Source organism: Ruegeria sp. BF7, assembly GCF_056538605.1.
In genome coordinates this window covers 157410-175784 of sequence record NZ_JBQFTM010000003.1, presented here as the reverse complement: position 1 = coordinate 175784, position 18375 = coordinate 157410, and the positions used below count along the sequence as shown (strand labels likewise).

Genomic DNA, 18375 nt, shown 5'->3' with positions numbered 1-18375 from the left:
CACTAACAATCAAATTGGACCACCCAAGCGAGGCTGATCACCATCACAACAATCAAAAACCTCGTATAGCGCAGGAGCTTTCCATGACGGACAGCAAACTCTCTTCGCATGCCAAATTGATCGCCGACATGTCGTCCGCTCAGAAGAACCAAGTTCTGAACGATCACATTCGAAAAACAGGTGAGGGTGGGGTTGTCATGTTGCTATCGAGGCCGCGGGTGGACGGAACTTGAACCGTGGGATGCCCCGGCCGCGGGATGCCTGGAACTATCAGTTCGGATATCTTGGCGGTACCATCAAAAAACCGAGCTGCCCTACATCAACATAACGAACTTCTATGATCGGTTGAATACCAAGAGGATTTCCACTCGATCAAAGGAGCCCTTGCTCATTTTTTTGCGCAATAGACCCTATTTTTTTCCTTTTGCCCCATCTGTTGGCATGATCTGGATCTTGGAGATTCTGCCGCTGAGCACAGGTCGGACCGCAGGACCCACGAGTGCGCGGCGCAGGGCGATCAGGTAACACAACCAACTGAAGCACCAGAACAGGGCGGCGGTGTTTTCCAGAAGCTTGCCAGAAACAGTTAACGGTGCGGCAAGGCGGGTTACGATGGCGCACCACAGCAACACCATGGCACAGGTCAGACTTCGTGGTGCGCGTAGTGAACCCTCTGAAGTATGGGATGCGGCGCGGCCAGTGAAGGCCATGACCATGCCAGAGATCGCCCCAATGGTGAGGGCGTGCAGGGCATCGCCCGTAGGATAGGCTGCCGGAAGAAACCACACAGAGCCGATAAGCAGCAGTCCAAGAGGGAGGCAGAGAAATGCCGCGTGTAGCCCGAAGAGCAGCGGGTTGTGCCATGTGTCGAAACTGCGCCACAGCCACATCGCGGCAAGCACGGAAACGGCGGCGATGATCAGCAAGGCATTTGCAAAACCGGGAACGTCGTACAACAGAGCAAGCACGCTACAGGCCAGCAACGCCAGGGTGATCAAGCGCAGCCCTTCGTTGTAGGGTATGTCTAGCGCAGGCAAGCCTTGATGTTGACGCCAAGTGGTGGTGAAGGCGGGGACGGCACGAATGCCGATGGCGGTGATCAGCATGGCGAAGCCGATCAAAACCGCGCGCACAAGGGACAGGCTGGCCGCGACATCACCGGATTTACTGATGGTCATGTAAATGGCTTCGACCAGGCCCAGAGCCAGTGCAGCGATAGCAAACGGAATTTTGACATAGGCGCCCGCGGCTGCGATGCGCCATGTCAGAAGGCCAAACAAAGCGATGTAGTACAGACCATTGCAGAACAGGATCAGGCTGAGAGGGAGGCGGTCAGCCAAGGCCGTTGTAACGCGGCCCAAAGCCCAGAACCCCATCAAAAGCTTCAATACTGTGCCCTGTTCGGGGGGCTTGGCCACCCAGTTGGGCAGGGCAGTCAGGAGGTAGCCGCCCACAGCCAACGCGGCAAAGCCGAACAGCAGCTCATGCACATGCCACAGAACATTTGGCTCAAACGCTGGGGCGGGCAGGCCCAGGCGCACGCTCAGCGGCCACCATCCGACGCAGACAAGTGCCCAGAGTGCCGCGCCGCTGAACATGGGGCGATAGGGCGCGGCCCAGAACGATCTTGAGGTCACTCTGCCGGGACGGCCCGGTCGGCGGACCAGTCGGCGCCACATGCACCTTGCAGGAACCCATCGGAAAAGCGGGCGTCCGGCGTGAGGGATTGAAGCTTTGCGGCCGTTGTTTGTGCCGTGGCATCTCCTTGCAGTAGGGCGTGATAGGCGGTGCAAATGGCAGGGAAACCCTGTGATTGCGGAGAAAGGCGAAGGGCAGCGACACCTGAGCGCCCCAGTGTCTCGGTCTGGTAGACCGCAGCGGCGTGCGTGTCTGACAGGGTCTGCACACCGTTCATAGTCATGAACGGCTGACCTTCCAGCGTTTTCACCTCCAGCCCGTCCGGATCGTCTTCGCAGGCAAATTGGCAGTTGTCTTTGGTGCGTCCGTGCAGGCGCGCGTGATAGCAGCGGCCCGAGATCGCCAAGGGCAGGCGGCCATGGCCCCAGACCTCAATGGCGACACCTAGATCCGCGGCGGTTTTGGCCAGCACCTCAACGCTTTCCAACGGCAGTTCGGGCGGCAGGCACACCCGTGTGGCACCCAGCGAGGCAAGCCATGTCAGCGTGCCTTCGTTGTAGACATTGACCAGCGGACCAACCCAGAACGGTGTGCCTTTCGGAATATGCGGCAAGGCAGACAAGTCGTTGACCTCAACCGGCAATCCCATTTCGACAAGGTCGGCGGTCAGCTTGCGCTCGCGTTTCAGCGTGACCAGCGCAAGGCTGGTCAGGGCCACCTCTTTGCCTGCGTTTTGCAGCGTGTCGATCGCTTCAGCGATGTGCTCCTGATAAAACGGCAAACGTTTGGAACAGACCAGTTCGCCCAATACGACACGGGCAACGGGGGTGTCGGCCAAAGCGGTGTGAAACTCCAGCCAACGGTCTTTGGACCAGAAGAACTGGGTCGGCCCAGCGGTGAGATCCATGGCTTATCTCCAGGTTTTCTTGTAGGCACCGGTGGTCATGGCCTGACCCTCGGAAAGACGGGCCAACATGCCCTCGGGCAGCGGGCGGCCTGCATCCAGCGCATCCACGGCGGCACGAAAGTTGCGCACCACCTGCGCCACGTAGGAACGGGACCGCTGGCGGCCTTCGATCTTGAGCGCGGTGACGCCCGCCTTTTGCAGCTGCGGAATCAGTTTCTCGGCGTTCAGGCTGACTGGGTCTTCAAACAGGTGGCCGGTTTTTTCACCTGCGCTGAAGCATCCTTTGCACAGGGTCGGATAGGGGGCGGCTTCGCCTTTGTTGACGCGGTGAATGATGTAACCGCCCAAACGCGCATCCAGCACTCCGTTTTCGTCATGGTATTCCACATGACTTGCCGGAGAGCAGACACCGTTCATGTTGGGCGATTTGCCGGTGGCGTAGGACGACAGCGAACAGCGGCCCTCGGCCATCACACAAAGACCACCAAAGACGAACACCTCGGTCTCAACCTCGGTTTCTGCGTTAATCGCGGCGATCTCCGGCACCGAGAGCACGCGCGGCAGCACCACACGTTTCACGCCAAAGGTCTCGGCATAGTAGTTGATGACATCCGCATTGGCGGCGGCGGCCTGTACCGAGAGATGACGGCGCAGGCCCGGATGATGGCGCGCGGTGTGGGCCAGAAGGCCGGCATCGGCCAGGATCACCGCATCGGCGCCGCAAGCTTCGGCATCGGCCACGGCGCTGTGCCAGATGGCCTCGTGCCCGGCGCGCGGAAAAGTGTTGATGGCGACCAGAACCTTGGCACCATGCTGGTGGGCAAAGGCCACGCCCTCGCGCATTTCCGCGCGGTCGAAGTTCAGGCCGGGAAAGTTCCGGGCGTTGGTTTCATCGGCAAAGCCGCAGTAAACCGTGTGTGCGCCCGCTTTTACTGCCGCACGCAACGCGGCGGGGGTGCCGGCGGGGCAGACAATTTCCATTACCATAGTTCTGCCTCTTCAGGTCTGCTCAGGTTAACGCCGGTTCTTCGCTCGATCAGTGCGAGAACCCTCTGCATGGAGTGCGCCAATGGGCCGGACAGGTCCGAGAGTTCCTGCGCGAAGTCCAGTTCGGCATCGTCGACGGCGTTGCGCAGGGCCAGCGCGGCGGCCGTATCGCCTTCGATCACCAGATCGCGGGAAAAGAACAGCGCGTCCCCGTCATAGGCGCCGTGAACAAGGCCCAACAGGGCAGCCAGCGGCCCGGCGATCCTTGCGGCACCTTCTGCCGGGCCGCGCATGACCGTCACGCGCGGGCTTCCACCGTTCGGATCAAGGCAAATCACAAAAGGCAGGTCGGTCGGATCAAGGATGAACCGGGTGTGATCATGCTCTCCAAGCCTGCGGAACATGCCCGGGTGCTTTTGAGCAATCTTGCGGGAAAAGGTGGACAGGATGGCCGACAAGGGGGCGAAAGGCAAAATGCGCAACGGATAGGTGGCCATCTGCGGAAAGCGCGGAATCTGAGCGGGCGATTGGGACAAGCAGGGCTCCTTTGGCACGGTCGACACGTCTCTTGCCGGGCACTGATAAATGTTTGTGCGCGTTCCCAAGTTGATCATTGTCAATTTCGCTGCGGAATTTCGCTGATAGGCAGGCCGGGCTCTCATGAACAGGATCTCCCGTGCGATCTTTGCCCTCCTTCCCCAGCTTGCGCAGTTTCCTTGACTGGTGCGGGGACGCCAATCAGCTACTGACCGTGTCCGAGCCCGTCTCGGTTCGCCACCAAATGACAGCAGTTCACCGCAACGTTCTGGAACGGGCAGGTCCGGTGTTGCGGTTCGATTTTCCGGTGATGGGTGCTGGTATCCCTTCAAAAATGCCGGTTGTCGCGAACCTGTTCGGAACCGCCGAACGTGTATGCGCCGGGCTTGGGATCAAACCGGAGGAACTGGACGAGATGGGCGCGTTTCTAGCCGCGCTCAAAACTCCGACGCCGCCGGACGGGGTGCGGGACGCCCTGTCGCGCTGGCCGATGTTGAAGGCCGCTCTGGCGACGCGACCCAAGATCACCAAGTCTGGCCCTAGCCAGCAGGTTGTACTGGAAGGGTCGGATATTGATCTGGCCTCCATCCCGGTGCAGACCCATTGGCCGGGCGATGCGGCGCCGCTTGTGACCTGGCCGGTGGTCATCACCCGACCGCACGGTTCCGAGGCGGGCAATGTCACGTCCTATAATGCGGGCATCTACCGCGCACAGGTGTTGGACCGGGATAAGCTGATCATGCGGTGGTTGCCCCATCGCGGCGGCGCGGCCCATCACCGGAGTTGGGCGAAGCGGGGTGAAAAGACTCCGGTTGCCATTGTTCTGGGGGCGGATCCGGCCACGTTGTTGTCTGCCGCGTTGCCTCTTCCCGAGACCGTGTCCGAAATGACCTTTGCAGGCGCGCTCAACGGCGCCCGCCCCCGTATGGTGGCCGCCAAGTCGGTGCCCTTGATGGTTCCGGCCGAGGCCGAGATCATCCTTGAAGGTTGGGTGTCGCCTACCGAAACCGCGCCCGAGGGGCCGTTCGGAGATCACACCGGGTATTACAACCGGGCCGAGCCTTTCCCGGTCATGCAGGTCACTGCCGTGACCCATCGGCAGGACCCGCTGTACCTGTCCACTTATACCGGCCGCCCGCCAGACGAGCCCGCGATCATTGGCGAGGTTTTCAACCGCCTCGCGCTGCCCACTATACGCGCCCAGATTCCTGAGGTCCGCGACCTTTGGCTGCCGCCCGCCGCGTGCTCGTACCGCATGGCCGTTGTCAGTATCGACAAACGCTATCCCGGTCAGGCGCGCCGGGTGATGATGGCGTTGTGGGGGATGCTGCCGCAATTCAGCTATACCAAGATGATCGTGGTTGTGGATGACGACATCGACCCCGCAAACTGGGATGACATCGCCTGGGCGCTTGCCACGCGAATGGACCCGGGTCGGGATGTGATGACGCTGGAGAACACACCGATGGACTACCTGGACTTCGCCTCTCCGCAACCGGGACTAGCCGGGAAAATGGGCATCGACGCCACAACCAAGATCGAAAGCGAAACCAGCCGGGAATGGGGAACCGTGATGAAAACGGCGAACAAAGACGCGGACTTTGCCGCCGATCTTGTTTCCCGCCTGATGAAAGGAGCGGCGTCATGAGCCAACACCGTGTGATCCTGGGCGTGGCCGGAGCCTCGGGTGCGGCATTGGGGATGTCGGTTGCGCGGCAATTGTCCGGCTTGGACGTCGAAATCGACCTTGTCACCAGCAACGCAGCCAAACGTACGCTTCTTGAAGAGTGTGGGGGTGATGCGTTTGAAACCCTCAGGGGATTGACAACCCGCCACCATTCCATCGACAACATTGGCGCTAGCATTGCGTCAGGATCGGTCCCGGTGACGGGGATGATCGTGGCACCCTGTTCGATGCGGTCACTGGCGGCAATCGCGCATGGTCTGGATGACAACCTACTGACCCGCGCCGCCAGCGTCCAACTGAAGGAACGCAGGCGTCTGGTCCTGCTGACCCGCGAAGCGCCGCTGACATTGGTACATCTTCGGAACATGACAACCGCCACCGAAATGGGCGCGATTGTCCTGCCGCCTGTACCGGCCTTCTATCTGAAACCGCAATGCGTGTCGGATATCGTCGTCCAGATTGCCGCCCGCGCGATCGATCTGTTGGGAGTATCCGCGCCGGTGGCAAATCAATGGGCCGAAGCAGGAGTGATACCTGGCTCTAGTGCTGAGCCCTTGCGGTCCTGAACAGCAGCAGAAAAACAAACACCGAACCGATCGAGGTTGTCACGATCCCCACCGGCAACTCCTGTGGCGCCAGAAGAAGCCTGCTGAGAATGTCGGATCCCGTCAGCAAGGCCGCACCCACAATCGCCGCCGTGGGTAGAAGCCGGTTGTGCAGCGGTCCGGCGATACCGCGGGCGATATGAGGCACCATCAGGCCGACAAAGCCGATCACACCTGCGACCGAGACGAATACGGCGGTGGCAAGGGCCGCAGTGAAGAACATGCTGAACCTCAGGCCCTGGACCGGTACGCCCAGCGTGGCGGCGGTCAAGTCTCCGGTCAGCAGGGCGTCCAGCCAGCGGCTGCGATACAGCGAATAGGACAGGATCAGCAGCAGTCCGACGCAGACCAGTGGGAAGGTTTCCCAACGTGCCAGACCCAGCCCGCCCAGCATCCAGAAGATGACCGTATGCGCCGCGCGGCTGTCGCCCGCGAAGATCAGATAATTGGTGATGGCCGAGAACAGGAAGGAAACCGCCAGTCCGGCAAGGATCAGTTTTTCCGGTGCGCTTGTGCGCATGGCGTGCACCAGCGCAAGCACGATGCCCGACGCCACAAGACCGCCGCAAAACGCCGCCAGCGGCAAGGTCCAGAAACCCAGAATATCGCCGGTCACGGTGATGACGAACACGGCTCCTGCTGCCGCGCCCGAGGATAGACCAAACAGGAAGGGGTCGGCCAGATCGTTGCGCGTGGTGGTCTGCAGAACCACGCCGACAATCCCCAGCCCGGCACCAATGACGGCCGCGAACAATGCGCGGGGCAGGCGCAGGTCAAACACGATCCGGTGCAGCGCCGACATCTCTCCGTCGATCATCCCGGTGCCCAACAGGACAGCGTTGAATGCGTCTGTCGCTGGAATGGGTGTGGTTCCGTAGACGGTCGAAATCAGCAAAAGGACGGTCAGAACGACCGCCCCCAGCACGAGCACAAGGCTCAATCGGTTCATATCAGTTGAGGCCCGGGTGCATGGCGTTGGCCATTTTCGAGATCGCCTCGATATTTGCCGGTCCAGGGGTTAGTTCCTCGTACCGCAGGCCGATCCAGCGCTCGTTCTTCACGGCGTCGGTTTGTGACATTACCGGATGCTCCTGCAGGAACTTGAATGTATCTCCCGCGCCATTGCCGGTCTGGTAGTCCAGCAACACCAGGAATTCCGGGTTGGATGCGGCAACAGCCTCCCATGAGGTGCGACCCCAGCTGGTGTCCATGTCATGGGTGACGTTCTCGCCGCCGGCGGCCGCGATCATCGCATCGGGAATGGCGAATTTACCGGCGGTGAAGGGCGCGTCTGCCGGGCCATCCAGCAGGAAGACACGCGGTTTGGCCAGATCGGCGGTCTGTGCTTCGATCGCGGCCAGTTCTTCTTTCCAGCCGCCGACCAGTGCTTCCGCCTTGTCGTCGACATGCATGACCTTGCCCAGACGCAGCACATCGTCGAACAACAGATTCATGCTGGCTTCGGGGCGATCCTTGTCCAGATGCACGCAGCTTTCGGTCAGGATCATGGTCTTGATGCCAAAAGGCTCCAGAGTGTCGGGTGTCACGTCGCCGCCAGGTTTCATGCCGTAATACCAACCGGCGAAGAACAGGTCGGGTTCAGCCGCAACCAGATTTTCAACGGTCGGGTATTTCGGCGCAAGTTCGGGGATGTTACCGCGCAGGGTGTCGAATTCGGGGCTGGTCTTGTACCAGCCGGTGATGCCGGTCAGGCCCACGATCTTGTCCTGCAGGCCAAGGGCAAAGGCCATGTCGGTCATGTTCATGTCATGAACGACCAGCCTTTCGGGTTGAGATTCGAAAACCAGCGGTTCACCGCAATTGTCAATCGTTACCTCATGCGCGGAGGCGCTGCCTGCCATGGCGGTGATCAGGGCCGCAGACCAGATATGTTTCATTGGGGAGAGTTTCCTTAAGTTAATTTGAAACTGGGGTTCTTCGGATATCCAGTGCCGGGATCACTCGGCCTTCATGCTGGAAACACAGATAATCGACGCCAAACGTGTCGCGCACATGCGCGGGCGTCAGCACTTCGGCCACGGGGCCGAAACTGGTCAGACGCGTGGATTTCATCAGCGCCACGTGGGTGGCAAACTCGGGGATCATGACCAGATCGTGCACGATCATGACCACCGTGATGCCCAGTTCGGCCACCAGCGACAGCATTCTCCCCTTGGCGTCCGGGTCCAAATGGTTGGTGGGTTCATCCAGAAACAACAGAGACGGGTTTTGCGCCAGGGCGCGGGCGATATGCGCGCGCTGGCGTTCACCGCCGGACAGCAGGGCCATCCGCTTGTCCGCCAGTGAGCCCAGCCCGGTCAGGTCCAGTATCCGATCAAGCTCGACCGCGTGGTCTTCGGTGGATCGGTCTGAGCGGATCGGAATCTGACCCAGCGCTACATAGTCTCGCAGCAGCAGCCGACCGTCCGGGAACTCCTGCTGGCTGACAACGGCGATCATGCGTGCACGGTCTTTGGACGACATCTGTTTCAGGCTGCGCCCATCGACAAGGACGTCCCCCAGAACCATCTCAGCTGCACCGCATAAAAGGTTCAGAAGCGTAGTTTTCCCGGCCCCGTTTGGTCCGGCTATGGCCAAAACCGCACCCCTGTCCAGTTCGAAGGATGCTCCCTGTAGTAGGACGTCGCCGTTGAGTGCGTAGTATTCTAGGCCACGCGCGATCAGAAACGCTGAGTTTGTCACGGGTGCACCTCCACGTTCAGACGGGGCATACGAGCCAAGGTTTTGTTGAACAATGCACGCGGACGGTCAGAAGCATTGGTCCAGCCGTCCCCACTGTCTTGGAATTGCCGCGCAAACTGGGCCAGAGCATCAATGTCCTGCGAGGATTTGACGTCACCAAACAGGTATTGCGCTTTGCCAACAGCCTGAAAGCCTACGGTTGTCGGTCGGTCACAACCAGCCATGCAGGAAACCATGCGTATGGAAAACCCGGAAGGTAGCCGGTGCGTCAGCGCCTTTCCGATCGCATGCGCGGCGTCCGTGCCGTTGCAGGTCTCGCAAATCAGCAGGAAGTGTTGGGGGTCGTTTGCCATTGCCCACTCCGCTTATTGCCGAAGCGAGGTGGCGGCAATGTAATAGCGTAACGCGTTCGTCACTTTGCCTCCTTCCGGGACGCCCCGCCCCGGGTTGGTTGAAAACATGATGGCAGGTCTCCTGACTTGCGGGTCTTGGCTTGGCCATCCTTCCCGGCCTGTGGGCCAGTGGATTTATGGCGTCGCTCACCGCTTACAGTTGCGGGGGCAGTCACGGAGTTGGCGCCGGTTAGCGGACCTCACCGTATTCCCTTTTCATCCCCAATTGGGGGAACCATCATCAGATTGACTGCCCGAGATCGCCCAGTGCGTCAATATGAAAGTTTCATCCTGTTCGTTCGTTACTGGCCAGCTCTGAGGCATAAGGGTGGCCAGTTAAGGACGTTGTTCGCAAAAACTGGCTGGAATGATCTCGGCAGGGAGATAGACTCAGATCATGCGATATTGGTTTCACCTTGCAACGATTCTGGCATTGAGCCTGTGCGGTTCTTCTGCGCTGGCGGCACCGGGGGCTGAACTGGAATGGTCCGAATTGCCTGACCCGTCCGTTCAGGTCTTCGAGGACCCCTACCGCGATCTCAGCCCGGAGCAGTTCGACGATCTGATTTTCGTCGTGCGCCTGCGCGGCAGGCTGCGTCAGGAAGTGGGCAGCCCCGATGAGCGGCGGAAGTGGCAGGAGCTTCTGGTCGAAACCGAGAAAGCCCTGGCTGCGGACGGCATCGATATCGACTGGCTGCTGGACCAGCGACTTGTCGTGGCCCAGCGCCGGGATCGTGCCGGTGCGGCCGGAAACCCTGAATTCGACGGTCAAACGGTGACGATGGCGGGGTTTGCCATTCCGGCGCCGCCCGATGCGGATGGGCACCCCATCGCTTATCTGGTGCCTCAGCCCGGTATGTGCAGCCACTTGCCGCCGCCGCCGCCCAATCAGATGATCCGGGTACGGCTGAACGGCGACTGGGAGCCCGGTTACGTCCACGAGCCGGTTCGTTTGACCGGAAAGCTGACCATCGATCCGTCAGAACAAAACACAATGGTGGTGGATGGGCTGATGCCCATGCGCGCGACGTTCCAGCTGGAGGCCGACAGTGTCGAAACCCTGGAAACACAGGGCGGCGGACTGAAGTGGACGCAGAGCTCGGCCGAACGCTTCCGTTCTGCAGGCAACAGCAAAACCGGCGCGGAGAAGGCGTCTGAGTGACGGGATCACCGGATCGCCCCCCAGGCTGCCTTGCCGATTTCCTCCTGAACAGAACCGATCGTCTTTGGGATTTGAAAAACCTTAATCTCAGGGTGCGCTGAGATTTCTTTTTAGGTGTACAAGTGACGACGATTTGAGCCTCTTCAGAGGTGCTGGATGTATTGATGACACCCATTAACCTTGCAGAGGTTGACCTCGCGGGCGGCGAACAGCGCATGCCGCTGGTGCGCTATTCCCGGCTGTACAGGGCGATTGGCCCATCTATGCGCAGGTATTCGAACGCCGAAACATCGCGATCTTCGCCGAACATCGGGTCAAGTCGAACGCGATGGAATGGCTGGTGGCCTGTGCGATAGTCTATCAGCCCGACCCGGAGCCTTCGCAATATCATGCACTTGCGATGGAAGTCATGAAACGGCAGGGTTGAACGGGCTGTAAATCGCCCTTTATCACAAAGGTGTCGGCAACCCTTTCGAGCCCCAGTGGTCTTAGATATGACGGGTGGAACGCCGCCAAAGTCCTGCCTGCGTAGAACGATCAGGAGCGCATCTATGAAGTATCGCCGTCCGGCCCTTGCCGCCATTCTCTGTGCGCTGCCTGTTGCGGCTCTGGCCGAAACCACGCAAGTCGAGCCGGGCCTGATGGTCGAGCTGAATGCGGTGGAAGAGGTCGAAAGCGCCTGCCGCCTGACCTTTCTGGTCGAAAACCAAACCACAACGTCGATAGACAGTGCCAGTTATCAGGTGGTTATATTCGATGCCGCGGGTGTTTTCGAACGGATCACTCTTTTCGGGTTTCGGGACCTGCCGGCAGAACGCCCGCGGGTGCGTCAGTTTGATATCCGAGGCATCACCTGCGAAAACCTCGGGCGTGTTCTGATCAATGGCGTAAGCAGCTGCACCGTCGGAGGTGCTGACAGCGATATCTGCGACCAGACACCAACCTTGCACAGCCGAACAGAAGTGGAGCTTTTGGGATGAGTTTTCTTGACGCCCTGCGCGAAATCCTGGCCCTTGGCGGGCCGGTTGTCGCCATCCTGATCGCCATGTCCGTGGTGACGCTTGCTGTGACGCTTTACAAGCTCTGGCAATTTGCCGCTTCGGGTGTAGGACGGCACCGTGTGTTGTCGCAGGCGCTGGCAGCGTGGGATGCCGGTGATCACCAGACCGCCCGCGCGCGTCTGGCCAAAAGCCACAGCTATCTTGCGCCGCTGGTCGAAGTTGCGATGGACGCGCCGGATGCGCCCGGCCTGGATCAACGGCTGGATGCCGAGGCCGGGCTGGCGCTGGCCGGGCTGGAACGCGGTTTCCGCTCGCTGGATACGGTGGCGCAACTGGCGCCTTTGCTGGGTCTGTTCGGTACTGTTCTGGGTATGATCGAAGCGTTTCGCAGCCTGCAATCCGCTGGGTCTTCGGTTGACCCGTCGCTGTTGGCGGGCGGCATCTGGGTGGCACTGGTGACAACGGCTGTGGGTCTGGCGGTGGCGATGCCGACCTCGATGGTGCTGTCCTGGTTCGAAAGTCGCACCGCGCGCGAACGGGTGTTCGCCGACAAAGCCCTGCGCACGGTTCTCGTACCGGGGCGGGCGATTCCGCTGGCCGAAGATGCGCAACCCATGGCGGCCACGCCCGGACATGCGTAACCCCGCACCCTTTGTCAGACGACCCATGGCGATGACACCGCTCATCGACGTGATCTTTCTGCTGCTGCTGTTCTTCATGCTGACCTCGACCTTTTCGAAATACGGTGAGATCGAGCTCAGCAACGCCACGACGGGGGGCGCATCGACGGACACGCCACAAGACCGCGCCTTTGTCCAAATAGGGGCTGAGCGACTGGTGCTGAATGGCGCACCCGTGACGCTGGAGGAATTGACGGCGCAGGTAACCACCGGGCAGGTGCTTGTCAGCCTCGATCCTGACACCACGGCGCAACGGCTGGTGGATCTTCTAGTTCTGTTGCGCGGGCGCGAGGGCCTGAGCGTGCTGGTGCTGGAATGATCCGCTATAGCCGCCCCCGCCGCAAACGCGACTCGACCATTGCGCTGATCAATGTCGTGTTTTTGATGCTGATCTTCTTTCTGATCGCGGGCACGGTGGCCACGCCGCTGGACCCCGATCTGGATCTGGTCGACACCTCTGAATTGGACGGGCGCGAGCCGCCGGACGCGTTGGTGCTGCACCAGGACGGCACGCTCAGCTTTCGCGGAGCGCCGATAGAGCCGACAACATATATGGCCGGGCGCGACCCCGGGCCGGTGCGGATCGTGCCGGATCGCGAAGCCTCGGGCGCGCGGCTGATCGAAGTGACCGGAGAGCTGCGCCGTTTGGGTGCGGCATCCGTCTTTGTCGTGACCGAGAAGGCGCTGGAATGATCCGGGGGTCGGTCGTCATCGCGGCCCTTGCCGCGCTGCTCTCTCTGTTTTTGCACCTGATGGGGCTGAGCCTGACCGCACCCAGATTGACGCAACAGTCGGCTGACGATGGTCGAAGGGATTCAGTCGAGCTGAGCAACAGTTTCGAAGACCTTGTGGACACCATCGCCGAACCGGTTGAACCCGAACCGCCCGAGGCCCCCGAGCCCGCTGTGGAGGACCCCCCGGAACCCGCGCCCGAACCTGCTGAGATTCCGACCACCGAGGTGCATGTGGCCTCGGACGACCCGCAGAAAACTTTTTCCCCCGACACTGGCACGTCCGAAATCCTGCAGCCTGTCGCGCCCGAGCCGGTCGAGGCCGAGGCTCCCGAAACTCAGGACACCGCGGATGGCGACAAATCTGCCAGCGATGATGTGGAGGAGACTCCGCCGGTCGAGGAAGCGGAGGTTGCCGAAGCGCCCGAAGGCCGCCCCGAGGCCACGGAACCGGCAGAGGAAACCCCGGCGGCACCTGAACCCACCGAGGCCGAGCAGATCGCGGCCCTGCCGGAGCCAGCAGAAAACCCCGTGCCCTCGGTTGCGCCGGCCGTGCCTTCTGAAAGTGAAACGCTTGAGGCCGATATCCCCGCCACACCGGCCGAGCCAGTGCCCGACGCTGACGAAAGCAACGAGGAACCGGAGCAGGCGCTGACGTCTTCGATCCGACCACGCCTGCCGGACCGGCTTGCGCAGCCAGACCCTCCGGCCACGCTGCGTGGGGCACGGGATTTCAGTGACCTGCGATATCCGACGCAAGAGGTTGAATCGCCCCTGACCACCTATCGGCGCCAGGGCAAGGATTTGTTCACTTCGGGCAGCAGCGGCACTCGTTCGGGTGGGCGGGGTCCCGGAAACTCGGACAGAACCAACTATGCCGGGAAAGTTCTGGTGCATCTGAACCGCGCACCGATCGTCTACACAGCGGCGCGAGGCTTTGCGCGGGTGTTTTTCGTGATCAACCCGGACGGAACCCTGGCCTATGTCGAAGTCGTGGATACCAATGGCTCACCAGATCTTGAACGGGCGGCCAAGGCGCAGGTCCAAGCGGCTTCTCCTTTTCCGAGACCACCCGGGGGCGTTAGCCGATCGCTGTCATTTGTCTATTCCAGCAAATGAGCCGCCGGTGACTTACAGTTTCTCGAAATACAGAATGACCTCACCCAGCCGTACGCCATAGCGCGAAACATAGGCGCGGTTCAGCAGCCGATCATCACTCAGCAACCACATCCAATCGTCGAAATTTACCCGCATAGTGCCGTCTTTCACCGGCAGGTCGATCTTGTATGTCCAGTTAAACGTATCCGCGCGCTCGATCCCGCTGGCGGTCCCCAACACACCCGGAGCGGTGCCGGTCCAGCTATCCTCGCCGGTTTTGGTCAGGGTCCAGATACGTTGTTCGGTCGCGCCATCGTCATAGACGAAATCTTCAACCAGCGTCAGGGTTTCCCCATCCCATGTGCCGTCGATTTGGACCATAAAGCGGCGGGGTACATTGCCTAACACATCCTGAAACTGACCATAGGCGACGGTTTTGCCCTCAAAAAACTCCTCAAGGTTCAGTTGTCGGTCGGACAGGAAGGTCTTGGGCACGCGCGGCTTTGCCGAACAGGCGGCCAGCGCGGCCAGCCCAATGACGGCAAGAGCTGCTATCAGAAACCGGCGCGAGGTCATTGCAACGTCCTCGATTCCGCCTTGGCGTCATAGCCGTTCGATCCGCTGACATGGGCGGACTTTGCCTCGGGCGCTGGGCGCATGGTGGCAACCAACTCGGCGACCTTGATACCGAACTTCCGCATCTCGGACCGGTTCACGATCACGCCGTTTTCGGTCAGATACATCCAATCGGTGACATCCAGCGTGTGCCCGCCTGCATCCTTTGGCAGGGTGATTTTGTAGGTCAGTTTGACGGTGGAACCGGAAATGGTGCCGTGGCCTTCCCCCACGATATCGTCTGCCGTGGCGATAAACGTGTTTCCGGTGCCCAGAGTCAGGTACCACTTACGGGTCATTGTCTTGCCGTTGGAATAGGTGAAATACTCGGCCAGCGTGCCGGTATTGCCATTCCATTCGCCAACCATGCGGGCGACAAAGCTGTTCGACATCTTGCCGTTGGGCCCATAGATCAGCCCTTCGGATAGGATCTCACCATTCAGGTTCTTCTTCATTTCGAAAGCAGGCCCGGTGCCCGTGTAATCCGATGGCGCTTGCGACCGGAAACTCAGAAACCGGCGCTGGGCGATGATCAGGGCGAGGATGGCGAGCAGAAGGATGGCAACGACAGTCATTTGGCTGAGACCTCCGTAGGCAGCGTCAGAACCAGCCCGAACGCGCCGAGTTTCAGGATACAGGGCAGTACGGCATAGGCGAGGGTGAGTGTCCTCAACGCTTCCGTCGAATTCGCCTGCCCGGGCGTGAACCCGCTGCGCTCCAGCAGCGGCAGAGTGAAAAAAGCCGCCAGCGCAAGGCCAAGCTTGCCCGCGAAGGACCAGATGCCGAAAGCGGCCGAGGCGTTCAGCCCCGCGCGTGTCAGCACCACCGAGAACATGGCGGGCAGCACCACCATATCCGCGCCCAACGCCGCGCCCGAGGTCAGGCAGATCAGCGCAAACCCGGTCAGGTTTCCGGTGGACAGCAGGGCGGCGCCGATGAAACCCGCTATCGATAGAGGCATGGCGATCATCAGAGTCTGTTTCGGGCCAATTCGGTTGCTGAGCTTGGCCCAGAGCGGCACGCTTGCCCCGGCGCTGAGGAAGAACAGGATCAGCAACGGCCCGGCTTTTCCGGGCAGTTGCAGCCGGTCTTCGACAAAGAACAGGAACAAAGTCGAGGTGATCGCAACCGGCAGGCTGTTGACCAGCGCCAGTAAGAGAAGCCGCAACGCGCCGGCCTGCCCGAGACCGGCAAAGGACAGGCTTTCACCGGTGATCGGCGCGCGACGCCACATTGGCAGTGTCACGGTCAGCGTCAGGATGGCGAGCAGCCCCAAAAACAGGCCGAACGCCGGATAACCTTGCGCGCTGGCCCCGAAGGCAACGAACAGGGCCGGGGCGCTTGCGGCGAGGATAACGCCGGTCAGTTGCCCACCTTCGCGCCATGCGGCCAGCGTCATCAGCTCTTTGGGGTCAGGGCGCTTGGCCAGCGTCGCGCTGCGACCATAGAGCAGGATGGTGCCAAGGCTATAGGCCGAGAACAAAAGTACCAAAATAGACACTAACAAAGAAACACTGGCCCCCTCGGGCAAGCCAAACAACAAGGGAAACCCGATCGCCAGGCCAATTGCAGCGGCGGCTGCAAACAGCACCTGGGCGTTTGGCCAACGGTCGATAGCCCAGCCAATCAGTGGGTCCTGCACCAGATCGACAAGTCGGATCACCAGCAGAAGGGTACCGACAACTCCCAACCCTATGCCCAGATTGACGACGGCAAAGCGTGGCAGGTGGATATACAGCGGGATACCCGCCGCAGCCAGCATCAGCGCATAGAGACTGACCCTCGGATACAGCATCACTGCCCGCGCAGTTTTTGCGTAAACGCAGCTGATCGGGTGTTCTCGCCCAGGAAGACAGACATGAAGCTGCGTTTGATGCCCGGATAGGTCATCGTGCAGGTCTTGCGCCCGTTCAGCCAAAACGAGACAGCGTCCGGTCCGTCTGAGACCGCTAGGTAACGATCACCCTTGTTGACGGCTTTGAAGCAGGCCTGAAGCTGATCACGCACCGGGGCCGGGCGGCCAATGCGCGCCATTTCGTCCAAGGTTGAATCGATCAACGCCTTTTGGGTCAAGTTTCTGCGGTATTTTAGCTCCAGCCCGAAATCCTCAGTCCAGTTGAACGCGGCACCGCCCGGAGTGAACAGTTGCGCGTCGTACAGCGGGAAGCCCAGGTACCGGAACGTCGCGGTGCCACGCAGCTGGGCGTCGTCCAAAGCGTTCAGCCCGGAAGACGCTTCCAACCCGACCGGGGTCAGCACGGCAAGCGACAGAAATGCCGCGCGAAGAGTATTAAATCCCGGCCGAGGCAGGGATGGCCGGACCTTTTGCAAGAATTCCATTGTCAGCTCCGAGTGTCTGCGGGGTGCCGTTCATGCGCTCGACGACATGCATCGCGCTGGCAATCCCGTCTTCGTGAAAGCCATGCCGGTTATACGCACCGGCAAACCAGGTTCGGTTCTGTCCCTGCATCTCGCGGATTTTCCCTTGTGCTCTGAGGGCGGCTTTGTCGAACACCGGATGGGCAAATTCGACCTGATCATAGATTTTATCCGCGCGAATCTCTGACGACGCGTTCAGCGTTACGAACAGTGGATCGCTGTCCGGAATGTTCTGCAAGCGGTTCATCCAATAGGTAACCCCGACATTCCCTGCTTGCGAGCGGTAGGTCCAACTGGACCAACACGCCCGACGGCGGGGCATCTGGCTTGGATCGCAATGAAGGATGGCAGTGTTGGGTAGATAACGAATAGACCCTAATGCAGCCTTTTCTGCATCGGTTGCCGCCTCACCCAGAATGGCCAGCGACTGGTCGGAATGGGTGGCGAGGATGATCTCATCAAACAGATCGGCCTGGCCCTGGCTGTGCACGGTCACACCGGTTTCATCGCGCTGGATTCGGTCGACAGGAGACGCCAGCCGGATTTCGCTGCCACGGGCGCGCAGGGCGGCGTCGATGCGGCGGACATATTCAATGCTTCCGCCTTTGACCGTGTACCACTGATGCTGTTTGACCCGACCACTGGCCAGCAGGGCGTGGTTTTTGAAAAACTGCACCAGCGAACGCGCCGGGAACTGATCCACGAACTCCACCGGGGTGGACCAGATCGCACCGCACATCGGCATCAGGTAGTTGTGGCGGAACCAATAGCCCAGGCGCAACTGGTCTACCAGCTCTCCGATTGTCGTGTCGTCATCCTGTGCGGCCTCGGGCGCCTCTTTGCTGAAGCGCAGGATGTCAGCGATCATCTTGTAATAAGCCGGGCGCGCGAGGTTGCGTTTCTGCGCCGTCAGCGTGCGCAGGTTGTTCAGCCCGTATTCGATGCGGCCATCGTCGATGGTTGCGCCAAAGCTCATCTCGGATTTCGTGACCGGCACGTTCAACTCGTCGAACAACCGCGTCAGATAGGGGTAGGTGGCATAGTTGAACACGATGAACCCGGTATCAACGGGCTGATCCCCGTTCTTGCCGGCCATCACAGTGCGCGCGTGCCCGCCCAGTCGGGGCTCGGCCTCAAACACTGTCACGTCGTTGGTTTCGGAAAGATAGTAAGCAGCCGACAGACCTGAGATTCCTGCACCTACTACTGCGATTTTCTTGCGCGCGCCGCGGGTTTCGTCGAACATGCCATCC

22 protein-coding genes and 1 riboswitch are annotated in these 18375 nt (G+C 60.6%); of the genes, 9 read left to right on the top strand and 13 right to left on the bottom strand.

All coding sequences use genetic code 11. The features are described 5' to 3' along the window. Positions 1 to 83 precede the first annotated feature (83 nt). Positions 84 to 233, top strand: coding sequence for a hypothetical protein (locus ACR0IK_RS09370; protein WP_480592231.1), 150 nt, complete (start codon positions 84 to 86; stop codon positions 231 to 233). A gap of 177 nt (positions 234 to 410) precedes the next feature. On the opposite strand, the gene ACR0IK_RS09365 is transcribed toward ACR0IK_RS09370, so the two are convergent. The 4 genes from ACR0IK_RS09365 to ubiT are packed head-to-tail and all read right to left on the bottom strand — an operon-like array spanning position 411 to position 4068. Further along, a complete protein-coding gene (locus ACR0IK_RS09365; protein WP_480641276.1) occupies positions 411 to 1637 on the bottom strand; it encodes an NnrS family protein in 1227 nt (408 codons plus the stop codon). Then, complete coding sequence (gene ubiV / locus ACR0IK_RS09360; RefSeq protein WP_480641275.1) at positions 1634 to 2545, bottom strand: ubiquinone anaerobic biosynthesis protein UbiV; 912 nt, start codon at positions 2543 to 2545, stop codon at positions 1634 to 1636. The genes ACR0IK_RS09365 and ubiV overlap by 4 nt, the downstream gene beginning before the upstream one ends. A gap of 3 nt (positions 2546 to 2548) precedes the next feature. Further along, on the bottom strand, positions 2549 to 3526 hold the full coding sequence (gene ubiU / locus ACR0IK_RS09355) for a ubiquinone anaerobic biosynthesis protein UbiU (RefSeq protein WP_480641484.1): 978 nt from the start codon (positions 3524 to 3526) through the stop codon (positions 2549 to 2551). Beyond that, positions 3526 to 4068, bottom strand: a complete 543-nt coding sequence (ubiT, locus tag ACR0IK_RS09350) for a ubiquinone anaerobic biosynthesis accessory factor UbiT (protein WP_480641274.1) — start codon at positions 4066 to 4068, stop codon at positions 3526 to 3528. Before ubiT ends, ubiU begins: the two co-directional genes overlap by 1 nt. A gap of 140 nt (positions 4069 to 4208) precedes the next feature. Between ubiT and ACR0IK_RS09345 the strand changes: the two genes are divergently transcribed. Together ACR0IK_RS09345 and ACR0IK_RS09340 are read left to right on the top strand one after the other, a co-directional pair. Further along, positions 4209 to 5717 (top strand): UbiD family decarboxylase, encoded by a 1509-nt coding sequence (locus ACR0IK_RS09345; RefSeq protein ID WP_480641273.1) that lies wholly within the window; start codon positions 4209 to 4211, stop codon positions 5715 to 5717. Further along, positions 5714 to 6322 carry a UbiX family flavin prenyltransferase gene (locus ACR0IK_RS09340; protein WP_480641272.1) on the top strand — a complete coding sequence of 203 codons (609 nt, stop codon included), beginning with the start codon at positions 5714 to 5716 and terminating at the stop codon, positions 6320 to 6322. Before ACR0IK_RS09345 ends, ACR0IK_RS09340 begins: the two co-directional genes overlap by 4 nt. Here ACR0IK_RS09340 and ACR0IK_RS09335 read toward each other — a convergent pair. Genes ACR0IK_RS09335 through ACR0IK_RS09320 form a run of 4 tightly spaced genes read right to left on the bottom strand, consistent with a single transcriptional unit; the run spans position 6297 to position 9417 of the window. Then, positions 6297 to 7310 carry a FecCD family ABC transporter permease gene (locus ACR0IK_RS09335; RefSeq protein WP_480592246.1) on the bottom strand — a complete coding sequence of 338 codons (1014 nt, stop codon included), beginning with the start codon at positions 7308 to 7310 and terminating at the stop codon, positions 6297 to 6299. The genes ACR0IK_RS09340 and ACR0IK_RS09335 overlap by 26 nt on opposite strands. Position 7311: 1 nt before the next feature. Beyond that, positions 7312 to 8259: an ABC transporter substrate-binding protein gene (locus ACR0IK_RS09330; RefSeq protein WP_480592248.1), complete on the bottom strand. Its 948-nt coding sequence runs from the start codon at positions 8257 to 8259 to the stop codon at positions 7312 to 7314. A 19-nt stretch (positions 8260 to 8278) separates the two neighbouring features. After that, a complete protein-coding gene (locus tag ACR0IK_RS09325) occupies positions 8279 to 9064 on the bottom strand; it encodes an ABC transporter ATP-binding protein (protein WP_480641271.1) in 786 nt (261 codons plus the stop codon). After that, positions 9061 to 9417, bottom strand: a complete 357-nt coding sequence (locus ACR0IK_RS09320) for a DUF1636 family protein (protein WP_480641270.1) — start codon at positions 9415 to 9417, stop codon at positions 9061 to 9063. Before ACR0IK_RS09320 ends, ACR0IK_RS09325 begins: the two co-directional genes overlap by 4 nt. Before the next feature lie 94 nt (positions 9418 to 9511). Further along, a riboswitch (cobalamin riboswitch) is annotated at positions 9512 to 9711 on the bottom strand. A gap of 142 nt (positions 9712 to 9853) precedes the next feature. Here ACR0IK_RS09320 and ACR0IK_RS09315 point away from each other — a divergent pair. From ACR0IK_RS09315 to ACR0IK_RS09290, 6 genes are all read left to right on the top strand, one after another. Next, entirely contained in the window at positions 9854 to 10618 is a 765-nt protein-coding gene (locus ACR0IK_RS09315; protein WP_480641269.1) for a DUF3299 domain-containing protein, read from the top strand. A gap of 551 nt (positions 10619 to 11169) precedes the next feature. Then, positions 11170 to 11598 carry a hypothetical protein gene (locus ACR0IK_RS09310; RefSeq protein ID WP_480592256.1) on the top strand — a complete coding sequence of 143 codons (429 nt, stop codon included), beginning with the start codon at positions 11170 to 11172 and terminating at the stop codon, positions 11596 to 11598. Then, positions 11595 to 12260, top strand: coding sequence for a MotA/TolQ/ExbB proton channel family protein (locus tag ACR0IK_RS09305; protein WP_480641268.1), 666 nt, complete (start codon positions 11595 to 11597; stop codon positions 12258 to 12260). Before ACR0IK_RS09310 ends, ACR0IK_RS09305 begins: the two co-directional genes overlap by 4 nt. A 31-nt stretch (positions 12261 to 12291) precedes the next feature. Then, positions 12292 to 12618: a biopolymer transporter ExbD gene (locus ACR0IK_RS09300; RefSeq protein ID WP_480641267.1), complete on the top strand. Its 327-nt coding sequence runs from the start codon at positions 12292 to 12294 to the stop codon at positions 12616 to 12618. Further along, the gene (locus ACR0IK_RS09295; RefSeq protein WP_480641266.1) at positions 12615 to 12992 is read left to right on the top strand and encodes an ExbD/TolR family protein; all 378 of its coding nucleotides are present in this window, start codon (positions 12615 to 12617) and stop codon (positions 12990 to 12992) included. Before ACR0IK_RS09300 ends, ACR0IK_RS09295 begins: the two co-directional genes overlap by 4 nt. Continuing rightward, the gene (locus ACR0IK_RS09290; RefSeq protein ID WP_480641265.1) at positions 12989 to 14149 is read left to right on the top strand and encodes an energy transducer TonB family protein; all 1161 of its coding nucleotides are present in this window, start codon (positions 12989 to 12991) and stop codon (positions 14147 to 14149) included. The genes ACR0IK_RS09295 and ACR0IK_RS09290 overlap by 4 nt, the downstream gene beginning before the upstream one ends. 12 nt (positions 14150 to 14161) lie before the next feature. Here the strand turns inward: ACR0IK_RS09290 and ACR0IK_RS09285 are convergent, their stop codons facing one another. From ACR0IK_RS09285 to ACR0IK_RS09265, 5 genes are read right to left on the bottom strand one after another with little or no spacing between them, the layout of a single operon-like run. Continuing rightward, the gene (locus ACR0IK_RS09285; RefSeq protein ID WP_480641264.1) at positions 14162 to 14704 is read right to left on the bottom strand and encodes a DUF3833 domain-containing protein; all 543 of its coding nucleotides are present in this window, start codon (positions 14702 to 14704) and stop codon (positions 14162 to 14164) included. Further along, positions 14701 to 15318: a DUF3833 domain-containing protein gene (locus ACR0IK_RS09280; RefSeq protein WP_480641263.1), complete on the bottom strand. Its 618-nt coding sequence runs from the start codon at positions 15316 to 15318 to the stop codon at positions 14701 to 14703. Before ACR0IK_RS09280 ends, ACR0IK_RS09285 begins: the two co-directional genes overlap by 4 nt. Beyond that, positions 15315 to 16538, bottom strand: coding sequence for an MFS transporter (locus ACR0IK_RS09275; protein WP_480641262.1), 1224 nt, complete (start codon positions 16536 to 16538; stop codon positions 15315 to 15317). Before ACR0IK_RS09275 ends, ACR0IK_RS09280 begins: the two co-directional genes overlap by 4 nt. Further along, positions 16538 to 17083: a hypothetical protein gene (locus ACR0IK_RS09270; protein ID WP_480641261.1), complete on the bottom strand. Its 546-nt coding sequence runs from the start codon at positions 17081 to 17083 to the stop codon at positions 16538 to 16540. Before ACR0IK_RS09270 ends, ACR0IK_RS09275 begins: the two co-directional genes overlap by 1 nt. Beyond that, a complete protein-coding gene (locus tag ACR0IK_RS09265; protein ID WP_480641260.1) occupies positions 17034 to 18368 on the bottom strand; it encodes an NAD(P)/FAD-dependent oxidoreductase in 1335 nt (444 codons plus the stop codon). The genes ACR0IK_RS09270 and ACR0IK_RS09265 overlap by 50 nt, the downstream gene beginning before the upstream one ends. Between the last annotated feature and the right edge of the window lie 7 nt (positions 18369 to 18375).